Source organism: Xenorhabdus yunnanensis, assembly GCF_028598805.1.
In the GTDB taxonomy this organism is placed as follows: Bacteria; Pseudomonadota; Gammaproteobacteria; order Enterobacterales; family Enterobacteriaceae; genus Xenorhabdus; species Xenorhabdus yunnanensis.
Map to the genome: position 1 here is coordinate 157,134 of NZ_JAQRFI010000004.1, position 10,232 is coordinate 167,365.

Below are 10,232 nucleotides of genomic sequence, written 5' to 3' on the forward strand. Positions count from 1 at the left end.
TTAACCTAGCTTGTTAGAACCCAGAAAGCAGCCAATAGGCATGGGTTGAGGACGAGGATATCTCAGGATACAACCAGTATATTTTTTGGAGCACCGATCTTTGAGTGGATTTGTAGTTGGCTGGTCTTTTTCATCTGCCACAGGCGGGCCATCATAACCACAGTCAGCAGAGCGATACTGCCAGCTACATATATCAGCCTGAATTACTCTCGCCGGAATCAAAGCGCCATCGGTTTCACTGGGTAATGCGAGCACATAAGTTACGAAGTCAGCGTTTGAATCTTGCTTTTGCTCTATCAGGTACTTGCTCACGGCTTCTCTAGTTGGGTCTGCCTGTGGGTTGCCATTGTGGAAATTGACCGCATCAAGATAAATTTCCGGCACCTGATGACGTGTCACAACCGCTCCCAAAGCATCATTGAAGTCTTGGTTTATTGCAGGAATGAATCCGTTAACATTGGCAAATATCATTTTGGGTCTGGCGCTTGGCCCTTTACTATTCATCTCAAAACCCGACGCTTCAACAGGGTAAGCCTCATAGCGCATTCCCTGCCAGACGACAGGCTCCAGCTTCCCATTCAGGCCATCATGAAAGCGATAAATATCTCCACCGAAGGCCGTTAAATCAATTTCATAGAGATTAAGAATGGCGTTCTGACTCAGTTCAGTAACTTCAATCCGCATCTCTTTTGGAATGTCTCTCACGCTACTACCTCCTCAAAGGTGCAACTGATAGACCAGATCACCCGCTGCCTGTTTACCGTCCAAGAACGACAAACAAAAGTACGCAGTTGGTTATCGTCACTGGTTCGCCATGTGAATGATTCGACTGCACCTCTGACTCGCAGAAACTCGTCAATGGCTCGCCCTGTATCCACTTTCTCAACAAAACTGAGTTGATAGCGCTTCAACTGATTATTGATACCGTCCTTGACTCTCTGCTCATAGCCATCACCGAATTTCACGACCCTGACACGCGGCTCATGAGAAACCTCATAATTATCCTGAGGCCGCCATTTGAATTCTGGTTTTGTCATATTTCACCCAATAAAAAACCCTCCGAAGAGGGTTGATTAGCACAAATTTTATTGATTAGGAGCTGGATGAATTCCATTAAATCCAGTATATAAGGTAACGTCATACAGTCTGCCATTAGAATAAATGAAGAAATATTTTTTTTCTCCGATGTAAGCACCGTAACTATTTTTCGCATTTAGATAAAAAGGTATTATCCAGCCGTATTTAATGCTTTCTTTAGATTGTACCCATGCCCCATTTTGGGCATAACCCTTAAATGGCTTTAAGAATCTATATTGTGCTGTATATGGATCTTTTAAATTTGAATACAAGAAGTTTTGAATTAGCGCTTCATAATTGGCGGGCAATTCACCATAGTTAGCTGAAGCCATTTCTGCCTGCGTTGGCGGCTGAGGCATTACACAACCACTTAAAACCAGAGATGATAAAGCTAATGTTGCAGCAAATAATATTTTTTTCATTACAATCACTCATCGTTAAATTTCCCGTATGATACCAAACGGTTAGTGCCAAAACTTCACAAATATAGAGATTAGAAATGAATAACCCTCCAAAGGGGGTTATTGGTTCAACATTCCACCCGGTCGGCGCTCATCTATCAGCACGTCATAAATGGATTTTTTCACCATTCCCGACATTAATCGCGCATCCTGTTCAGAAAAGTTACCTTGTGTCTGCACACTAAACGAAATATTGATATCGCCGACAGAAACTCCACCACCCCCTTTCCCCATATCCCTATTACTAACCACCTTACCCCTGTCACCCGGTATCATATATTGATGACCATTGTTAGCCTTGAATATTTCAGGCTTGTTATTTTCACCAATACGATAAGCCCCGTTCGGACTGACTGGCCCACCATTTTTACGAGCACCAGCAATTGCAAACGCCTTACTTGCAGCCAAAGAAGACATGTAAGCGGTGGTGCCTGTAGTCGCCGCCGTTCCCAATGTCGCAATGGATGCACTAAGAGCAGCAGGTACCCATGCCGCTTGAGCCGCAGCCGCTTGAGCCATAGTTGTTGCTGTCGATGCTGTCGCTAATGCTTTACCAATCACCATATTCTTGATTTGCTGCATACCCATCTGAACCAGTGCAGAGACCGCCTCATTCGTGATAGTAAGCGCCAAATTTCTCATGGCTTCATTAGCCGTCTGAGTTCCGGTTAACAGCCCTGTTATGGAATTGGCAGAGCGTTGCCCCAATGATTCAACAGCATCACCTAGAAATTGATACATCTCATTTTGGCTCTTCCATTGATCCCATTGGGCGTTGGTAAGGTCTTCTTGGTATTTCTTGGTGATAGCTGCTCTGGCTGCCTCTGCTTGCTCCTTAAGCTCGGTATGTTCTTGCTCGAAATGGGTAATAGCTGCCATTTTTCTTTCATGCTCATTAATGAGATTTTGTACTGGATCGAATTCCCCAAGGGTTTTCATGGCAGGCGATACGGTCTCATTGACTTTGCGTTGTCGTTCCTCTTCTGCGGCTTTATCCTTAATTGCTTTCATCTGCTCTTGGAACGTTTTTTCGTCGATAAGGCGTTTATCGTACATCCTCTTGAGGTCATCTTCCTCTTTCTTGCGAAGCATGGCAGAGTGAGCGGCAACATCAAGTTCAGATGCTTTAATCTTGTCGTCTTTTTCTTGATTAGCCAGCCAAATTCTTTCGGCATTAGCTTCCGCTGATTTTAGCTGGGATTCGCTAGAACCTTCTGGCATCGCTTTGCGGGCGTCGTATTTAGCCATCTCAAGGCTATTTTTTTTATATCCGGTATTGAGACGATCTAAGGCTTCTTGTTGACGTTTTAGAGCTTCCTCAATCTCCTTGGCTTTATTTTTAGCATCACTTGCCGCTTTATCCGCTGCACTTTCAGCTTTTCTTTTAGCTTCTTCTCGTTTCTTTTCAGCCTCTTGGAGATTGTGTATTTCATCTGCTTTCTTGCCTGCTTTGTCTTGCTGTTCTTTATTCCCACCAGCATCAGCCGCCTGCATCTCTGCTTTTCTTATTTCCCTCTGCTTTTTGTCTACGATATTAAGAAGCTCTATCTGATCATCCAATTTTTTAAGAAAGTCACCAGCCTCTTTCGACGCACCACCCATTGCATCACCCAGTTTCTTTGTAGAATTGGCAGCGGCATCAGCTTTTTTACCCTGTTCATGAATTGCTATTGATGCGTCGTTGGATACCTTTTCAAGTTTTGTTATTTCGTTTTCTGTTTTTTCAATTTCAGCTTTGTAGGCATCCATTTCCTCGGTTGCCTTTTTCATCCTGTTCTGTTTAGTTTCCGGCGAAAGATAACGAGCGAATTTTGCCGCATTATAATCCGTCTCAGCACCACGCAGTCCGCTTTCCAGTTCCTTTTTCTTGTCAACCAGAGTTCTTATGTGATTAGCAATAATAACTCTAGCTCCCTTGAGTTGTTTTTCACTCATGTTGCTCAGGTTTTGAGACAGATTATCAATGGATGCTGAGAACTGATCGGCAGATTGCCTTGCTTCGTCTGTCCTCTGTTTAAAAAAGAAAAACGCGCTGGCGGCGAGGGTAATCACACCAAGCGGCCCACCTAAAAAAGAAACGACACTTTTGAGTCCATTCATTGCGATCTGGGCGGCAGTGGCGGCATCTTGCGCGGTTTTGTATGTGGCTGTTGCCGTAGTTGCTGTGGCTCTGGCGGTGGTTAATCTGGCAAGTGCTACTGTAGCTGCGTCAGTTCCCTTTGCTACTGCGTATTCAGCCTCAGCGTGGCGTAACGCCTCAATCGCAGCAATTTTATCCATTTCCGCCTTACGCAATGTCATGTTGGCGGCATACAACGCGCTTTGTGCTTCCACTTTATTAGCTTGTGCTGACGCTATAGAAGCCCTAACATTTGTTATTTTTTGGCGCGCCGCTAATATCATCGCACCAACCATCCTTGACCCCATAACAACGGCTAAGGCAGTTGCAGCACCAGCAACAAGATCCATATTTTCACTGACAGTAACCAGAGTGCTATTAAACGCTTTAAGTGCTGTCTGAACTGTGGTTGATTGACCAAAGAACTTAGTCATATTGTTAGCTGCCATTTCCATTGACTGGCTCATTGTCGCTGATGTTTTATCAAATTCCTTAGCGATAGTTCCGGCCTGAGTCAGAAAAGCCTTCGATACAATCTCAGCCGTTAACTTACCTTCCGCCGCCATTTTCCTTAGTTGACCAATATTAACACCGAGGTTATCGCTCAATGCTGCAATTAAGCGACTTCCGTTCTCAGACATGGAGTTAAATTCTTCACCGCGCAGGACGCCAGAGGCCATAGCCTGAGAAAACTGAATCATGACGCTTGATGATTCCGCAGAGGTTGCACCTGAAACAACCAGCCCTTTTGCAACAGTTTCAGTTAATTTCGCCACGTCATCAGCCGACATACTATAACTACGAGTAGCTCTTTCAAGGCGACCATACAGTGCAGCCGTAGAATCCAAACTCGCACGGGAATTCTGGGCGATATTGAATACACGCTCAGTCACTTCTGCCAGCGTTTCATTTGTTTTAACGGCATTAACCAGTTTGTTATTAACTACAACCCATGCATCCGCATAGCTGGCTATTTTCTCGATGGATAACGCCGCTGTTACCGCAGTGGCAGCTCTTGATAGGCTTAATAATGCTTTCTCTGCTCCCTGAACTGAACGTCCCGTTTGATTAAAGCGTTGCTCTACCTGTCCCAAGCGCGAATCTAATTGCCGTTGTGCGGTCAACAATTGAGCTACATCCATTGATACTTGATAAACAATGTTGCCTACCTGATGTTCAGCCATTTTCTAGCTCCTGAAAAAAGAAAACCCCGCCGAATGGCAGGGTTTATTGATGCAAAAAACGCAAAAACTCCCAGAAAGGGGTTAGCCTACTCAAATTCCCTATCTATCAAACCTTTCTCCATTGGTTGATTGAAGGTATGCATATTCTATGTACGGCAACCTAAAAATAATTTTATCTTTATCAATGCCGCTACCTAAAGCTGTCGCTCTACACAGCAAACTCACTCCACCTGTTCTTTGCAGGCACATGCCGTCTGGACTTTCAAAAAAACGCATGTTGTCTTTTTTCCACATCACAATAGTGGCTCCATCTGGTAAGGCACCTATTGGTTGAACAGTAAAAATAATTATTTTGTTATATGCAAATATAGATATAGCAATAATGATAACTATAAATGCAGCAACAATTTTCTTTGTCATATTGATACCTAATTATTACATCTTCCAGTTGCAAGCAGAGGATATACTGGTAGCAATAACATCTATGTTATCAATGTTAAATTCTGCAATTGTTTGAGATTTACCATATGGCTCATAGCCAACAATCATATTTTTTTTACCAACAAGACTTTGAATCAATTGTAGTGACTTGGGTGCGAACAAAGATGTTCCTCTTTCACCCATACCCCAAGTTTGTACAATAGGTTTGCCCTTGTCTAGCCTTAGTGTAACTTTTGAACCGTGACCTCCTCCCATGTAATCTTTCATAGAAAGATAAGCCTCTGTTTTATTATTCTGACACCGCAGCACAAGTGATACATCGCGATCTGTTGCTGGAAGAATCGCATAGTAATCAGTTTGATCAGTCAGTTTGTTCTCTTCTTTTCTTACACTCCAATCGCCAAGTTTTTCATAATTAGAAGCGAAAACCGAACTTGATAGCAGTAATGATGCAACAACTAAAATATTTTTCATTCCACACCCTTTAATATCTATTAAGTTAACTTATATTATCTAGTTGAAACAAATACAAACAAAATAAAGATAAGTAATATACCAGCACCTATCCATTTGCCTATACTTTCAGCGGTAGCTTCTTCCTCATTTATCTTTTGGTAAATTTCATTTGTTTTGTTATCTAATTGTTGAGTTATTATGTTTAGCTCTTGAGTTAGAACCTCGTATATATCCGTTTTCGCTTCTATGGGTTCATTTAATAAAAAAATATCTAGCAAATCTAGCCAGTTCATAGCTGCTTGCATCTCATCAGTACCACCAGCAATAGATGTATCTATGAATTCCTTTCTAAAGGACAATAACTCTCGTATCTTGTTCCTGTTGGCTTTGTAAACCACACTTCCGCTGTTAGTCTTAATTTCTTCATAATAGTCGGTCGGTAACCCTAGTATTGGTATTTCTGACGTTAACATAACCATCCCTCATCATCAAATTTTGCTCATAATACCAACCAATTAGCGCAAAAGAACGCAAAAAGCCACCTACTGTACAAACATCAGGCTATACAATTGATCATTATCTATTAAGTTTAATGCGCCTAATAACCAACTCGGAGGGCGCATGGAACGTTCTAAATATAACGATCACTTCACAAAATTTCCATACAGAAAAGAAGTGAGGGATGACGATATCAATAATGGAGGAATAGATTTAGTAAAAGAACCACACCGAATCTCAGAGATACATGAACTAAATGGAGCTTTTTGGTTAGAAAATTTCATTGTCAATACTAACTCAAATAGCAAGCTGTTTATGTCTTTTGGTTGTGCTCAAGGTTCTGGAGATAACAACTCAATACTGGGTTATGTAGATTTATCGTTAAGACCGGAATCCCCAATAGAGTACAGGCCAGACATCAAGATAATGGATGAGTTATTTATTCAATATCTCCGTGATTCAATGATCTCACAGGGAATGGAAAACCCTCAGCAGGCCATCGAATACACTCAGTCTGTACTTGTCTGGGAGTGGACGCCTCTTGAGATATATGGGGAAACCTACGAGAAATTTTGCGTAACATTTCAGACCTTAGAGATTGAGGGTATCGTTTGGGTTTTTGATCACCTTGATTATTTTTTAAATCAGTATTATCCATCAATGAAATCCTCTGTTTGATAATAAAGGCGGAATAACCGCCTTTTTACGTAAAACAACGCAAAACGCCACATTTAAGTGGCATTTGTGTGATGGTTATTTGATTCAAAGCCATCCTTGACCTCCAAAATCCTTAAGCAGCTTCTTTCACACTCAACATCTTAGCCAGTTTGGAAATGCCTTTTGCAGTCAAGAGAACCTGCTCACAAACTTTCTCCGTTCCATCATCTTTTGTGACAGTGGTTAATTTGTGTTCCAACAACCCTTGCTGTATTTTGTCTTGATACCCAACCCAATTTTTCTTACCCAAGCGGCGATAAATCCACTTGTTTGAAGACAAGGTGTCGAAAAGAACTTTCGGCTTTACTTGCAGGTGTTTCGCGGCATCGGTAACACACATACTGCCAGTAGTTTTTTTGGCTATGCGTTCAAAGGCATCTACATCTGGCTTCATTTCAGCGACCTGATCTTCCAGTGCAATCACTTTCTCGGTGTAGGTAAGGAGTATCCCACGCAGCGTATCGGGGTCACGCAACATCTGCATCGGATCTGTAGTTACTGGTGCCAACTTACCAGAACGGTAATCAATGAAAGTCTGGTTCACCTGCAATTGGAATGATGGGCTTATCCATCCTGCGTATGAAACAGCGAGAAGTTCATGAGCGAAAGTGCCTGGAGTAATGCCGCCTTTTTGTACTTTGAGTACTTCTTGACCTAAGTGGGAATTCCCGCTTAGCTCATTTATTAAGCTTTTTGATGATGAAAGGCGCAACCACTCACTTGGTTTTTTGCTATCGTTTCCACCACTAGCCTTATGCAAAGCATTCAGGTTAAAACGGCCTTCTGAGTCGGTAGTGATTTCTACGCCTGCAATGACAGGAAGATTTTTATTTGCTACATTATTCATATTGTCACTCTCTGTTATGGGTTGACATAATCTTTAATTACTTTGTACGGTTTGAAGATTTAGAAGCCTCAACTGTTGGCGCAGTTGGGGTTTCGCTTTCATGGAAGCTGCAATTCACCTTTTCTCTCCATTTCCATCACGATATCTACGATATATTCCAATTGAACCTGTACTGAACGACGCTTTTCTTCGGCTTTATCTTCTAGCCATTGGCGCATTTCTGGCTTCATTCGGAATGGGTACGGTGCAATTCTCTTATTTTTTTCCATATATCTCACCTTTGTTGTTTGTTACTGCATAAGTTCATATTGTATACTCATTATTACTATAGAACCCGATTGTGTCAAGATGCATTTTAAGGACTCACAAATGAAGTTTGATAACGATTTCCCCAAGCGTATAGCAATGGCGAGACAAGCGTTAAATCTCACGCAAGAGGAACTTGCTCAAAGGGTGGGCGTAGTCCGCAGACAAATTGCTGCATATGAAGGTGGTGAATCTAAACCGAGAAATAAGGTACTTAATAATTTATCAGCGGCATTAGGTGCATCTATTGAATGGCTGGCTCAGGGTGATGGAGAATCTCCTGATTTGAGTAATATCAAGAAGACAGTAACGATTCGTGAAATACCTGTTATATCTCTTTCTAATGCCTATGATTACTTACATTCTGATAGCGAAAAATCGAATAATTGCATCTCTGGTTTTATTCCAGCACCTCTGCTTGCAGATAATGATGCATTTGCTGTCGAGGTAAAGGGTGATTCAATGATCTCCTTTGGTGTTAACTTCCCTGAAAGTACTATTGTTACTTTCGAAAGACAATTACGTCCAAGATATGGTGATTTCGTTCTTGTAAGTCATCAGTTAGAAAGAAAAGTTTATTTTATGCAGTACATTTCAAATACTGACAATAAATACTTCCGCCCTTTAAATTCAATGTATTCGCCAATGCCAATGGATAGAGAAACAGACATATTAGCTGTTGCTATTCATTATCAACTTGACTTAAGGGATGGTGACCCAAGACATCTGTTTGTATCTCCATATCTCCCTGTGAACCCAGCAGATGAGAAGCTTGCTTGGGGGGATGTTCATATAGATATCCCTCAGGATGAGCTAGATACTATCAATGATCGACTCAACAAAATCGAATCCATGCTTGAGCAACTACTCAACAAAAAAGCCCCGTGATGGGGCTGTTTTCCTATTCTTTCTGCTATTGGGTTAAGCGGCCTTGTGTCGCTTATTGGTTGACTTTCTTTTTTCGCTTTTCATCGCTTTACTGTGAGTTTCCGCGAGTATCCGTTTCTTTTCACTGTTGGCGAAACGATTTAAAACTTGTCTGATTAATGGCTGATAGCCTAAGCCGTTAAGGTCAGCTATCATTTTCAAGTCCTCTATCAGAGACTTATTTAACCTGATTGAGATTGGCTGTAAGTCCAGCGCCTCGTTAATCAGATCCTCCGTGATGTCGTCAGATACTTTAATGTGAGCTTCACTGCGACCAAGCTCACCATCCTCCCACGCCTCATCGGTGGAAGCTATCAGGTCTGTTCGCTTATCAGTTTGTTTGCTCATTTCTCTGTTCCTAGGCCGTATTTTTTGTAAATTCTCAATTCATCTTCGTTAGGTGCGTAAGCTGTCCTGATAGCCACCCCTTTCTCAGGGTAGTAAATAAAGACTATCTTCAACTTAACACCATAATCAGTTTCAGATATAAACCATTTAGTGGGTGGGTCAGTTTTATTATCTTCTCTTGTGTCTTCAAGAAAACGCCCAATCCGATTAGAAAAACACTGGAGTATATCCTCTTCATTAACAGGCGGGTTCTTGCCTGCTAACTTCAACCTAATGTTTGATGATATTAAGAGCTTCATGTATCGGCATCTTTAACCTATGGTTAATCTGTATATACAGAATACACCACGAAATAGATCCAAACAACTCAAAAAGACTCATGAAATATTGATAAATGTCGCGTAATTAATAAATAAAATAAATCATTAAGCCATAAATTTTGTATATACATAATATTGGGTGTTTAAAGCTATTATTTTTTCATGCTAACCAGTCTTCGCTTGCCATTCATCAGGTCATTAGTTCGCTGATCATCAGCATCAATAACGGCATCATACTCTTCACGGGTGAAACCCTTCTCATCGGGAAACTTGGCTTTCAGCATCATCTGAAATTCGGTCATCGTTAACTGTTCAGCCTCTTCGCGTGACATATTGAAATGGGCGCGAGCCGCATTGACATACTCGATAGCCTTAAACTGGTCAGAAAATTCTTCCGTTCCTTCATGCCTCTGGAGTTTTCTGATGTGGTTCAATGATTTTGGTCACCGTTATAGAGGTGATATGCTCACTTCGATAATTCAACAGGTGACATGATGAAAAGAAGTTTCAGCCCCGAATTTAAATTGGAGT

13 protein-coding genes and 1 pseudogene are annotated in these 10,232 nt (G+C 41.6%); 2 read left to right on the plus strand and 12 right to left on the minus strand.

Translation table 11 applies throughout. The features are described from left to right. The 7 genes from PSI23_RS03210 to PSI23_RS03240 form a co-directional block, all read right to left on the minus strand. Positions 1–705 (minus strand): phage minor tail protein L, encoded by a 705-nt coding sequence (locus tag PSI23_RS03210; RefSeq protein ID WP_273553721.1) that lies wholly within the window; start codon positions 703–705, stop codon positions 1–3. Beyond that, entirely contained in the window at positions 702–1,037 is a 336-nt protein-coding gene (locus tag PSI23_RS03215; protein ID WP_273553722.1) for a phage tail protein, read from the minus strand. The genes PSI23_RS03210 and PSI23_RS03215 overlap by 4 nt, the downstream gene beginning before the upstream one ends. A 48-nt stretch (positions 1,038–1,085) precedes the next feature. After that, complete coding sequence (locus tag PSI23_RS03220) at positions 1,086–1,499, minus strand: hypothetical protein (RefSeq protein ID WP_273553723.1); 414 nt, start codon at positions 1,497–1,499, stop codon at positions 1,086–1,088. A 99-nt stretch (positions 1,500–1,598) separates the two neighbouring features. Next, a complete protein-coding gene (locus tag PSI23_RS03225; RefSeq protein WP_273553724.1) occupies positions 1,599–4,841 on the minus strand; it encodes a tape measure protein in 3,243 nt (1,080 codons plus the stop codon). A 99-nt stretch (positions 4,842–4,940) separates the two neighbouring features. Continuing rightward, positions 4,941–5,261, minus strand: a complete 321-nt coding sequence (locus PSI23_RS03230; protein WP_273553725.1) for a hypothetical protein — start codon at positions 5,259–5,261, stop codon at positions 4,941–4,943. Between the two features lie 15 nt (positions 5,262–5,276). Continuing rightward, the gene (locus PSI23_RS03235; protein WP_273553726.1) at positions 5,277–5,756 is read right to left on the minus strand and encodes a type VI secretion system-associated protein TagO; all 480 of its coding nucleotides are present in this window, start codon (positions 5,754–5,756) and stop codon (positions 5,277–5,279) included. 35 nt (positions 5,757–5,791) lie between these two features. After that, positions 5,792–6,211: a hypothetical protein gene (locus PSI23_RS03240; RefSeq protein WP_273553727.1), complete on the minus strand. Its 420-nt coding sequence runs from the start codon at positions 6,209–6,211 to the stop codon at positions 5,792–5,794. 148 nt (positions 6,212–6,359) lie between these two features. On the opposite strand from PSI23_RS03240, the gene PSI23_RS03245 reads away from it, so the two are divergent. Then, a complete protein-coding gene (locus tag PSI23_RS03245) occupies positions 6,360–6,914 on the plus strand; it encodes a hypothetical protein (protein ID WP_273553728.1) in 555 nt (184 codons plus the stop codon). Positions 6,915–7,026: 112 nt separating this feature from the next. Here PSI23_RS03245 and PSI23_RS03250 read toward each other — a convergent pair whose 3' ends face one another. Both PSI23_RS03250 and PSI23_RS03255 read right to left on the minus strand, forming a co-directional pair. Then, entirely contained in the window at positions 7,027–7,800 is a 774-nt protein-coding gene (locus tag PSI23_RS03250) for a phage antirepressor KilAC domain-containing protein (RefSeq protein WP_273553729.1), read from the minus strand. A 98-nt stretch (positions 7,801–7,898) separates the two neighbouring features. Then, positions 7,899–8,069, minus strand: coding sequence for a hypothetical protein (locus tag PSI23_RS03255; protein WP_273553730.1), 171 nt, complete (start codon positions 8,067–8,069; stop codon positions 7,899–7,901). 100 nt (positions 8,070–8,169) lie between these two features. Between PSI23_RS03255 and PSI23_RS03260 the strand changes: the two genes are divergently transcribed. Continuing rightward, positions 8,170–8,994, plus strand: a complete 825-nt coding sequence (locus PSI23_RS03260; RefSeq protein WP_273553731.1) for a helix-turn-helix domain-containing protein — start codon at positions 8,170–8,172, stop codon at positions 8,992–8,994. 33 nt (positions 8,995–9,027) lie between these two features. Here the strand turns inward: PSI23_RS03260 and PSI23_RS03265 are convergent, their stop codons facing one another. The 3 genes and pseudogenes from PSI23_RS03265 to PSI23_RS03275 all read right to left on the minus strand — a co-directional run. Beyond that, a complete protein-coding gene (locus tag PSI23_RS03265) occupies positions 9,028–9,381 on the minus strand; it encodes a hypothetical protein (protein ID WP_273553732.1) in 354 nt (117 codons plus the stop codon). Further along, positions 9,378–9,680, minus strand: coding sequence for a hypothetical protein (locus PSI23_RS03270; RefSeq protein WP_273553733.1), 303 nt, complete (start codon positions 9,678–9,680; stop codon positions 9,378–9,380). The genes PSI23_RS03265 and PSI23_RS03270 overlap by 4 nt, the downstream gene beginning before the upstream one ends. Positions 9,681–9,853: 173 nt before the next feature. Next, a pseudogene (locus PSI23_RS03275) lies at positions 9,854–10,126 on the minus strand (DUF6246 family protein); the annotation flags it as partial. Positions 10,127–10,232 lie beyond the last annotated feature (106 nt).

Coding starts and splice junctions, on each gene's coding strand:
- PSI23_RS03250 (WP_273553729.1), bottom strand. CDS start 7,800: ATGAATAATGTAGCAAATAAAAATCTTCCTGTCATTGCAGGCGTAGAA.
- PSI23_RS03270 (WP_273553733.1), bottom strand. CDS start 9,680: ATGAAGCTCTTAATATCATCAAACATTAGGTTGAAGTTAGCAGGCAAG.
- PSI23_RS03245 (WP_273553728.1), top strand. CDS start 6,360: ATGGAACGTTCTAAATATAACGATCACTTCACAAAATTTCCATACAGA.
- PSI23_RS03230 (WP_273553725.1), bottom strand. CDS start 5,261: ATGACAAAGAAAATTGTTGCTGCATTTATAGTTATCATTATTGCTATA.
- PSI23_RS03260 (WP_273553731.1), top strand. CDS start 8,170: ATGAAGTTTGATAACGATTTCCCCAAGCGTATAGCAATGGCGAGACAA.
- PSI23_RS03255 (WP_273553730.1), bottom strand. CDS start 8,069: ATGGAAAAAAATAAGAGAATTGCACCGTACCCATTCCGAATGAAGCCA.
- PSI23_RS03235 (WP_273553726.1), bottom strand. CDS start 5,756: ATGAAAAATATTTTAGTTGTTGCATCATTACTGCTATCAAGTTCGGTT.
- PSI23_RS03215 (WP_273553722.1), bottom strand. CDS start 1,037: ATGACAAAACCAGAATTCAAATGGCGGCCTCAGGATAATTATGAGGTT.
- PSI23_RS03265 (WP_273553732.1), bottom strand. CDS start 9,381: ATGAGCAAACAAACTGATAAGCGAACAGACCTGATAGCTTCCACCGAT.
- PSI23_RS03225 (WP_273553724.1), bottom strand. CDS start 4,841: ATGGCTGAACATCAGGTAGGCAACATTGTTTATCAAGTATCAATGGAT.
- PSI23_RS03240 (WP_273553727.1), bottom strand. CDS start 6,211: ATGTTAACGTCAGAAATACCAATACTAGGGTTACCGACCGACTATTAT.
- PSI23_RS03220 (WP_273553723.1), bottom strand. CDS start 1,499: ATGAAAAAAATATTATTTGCTGCAACATTAGCTTTATCATCTCTGGTT.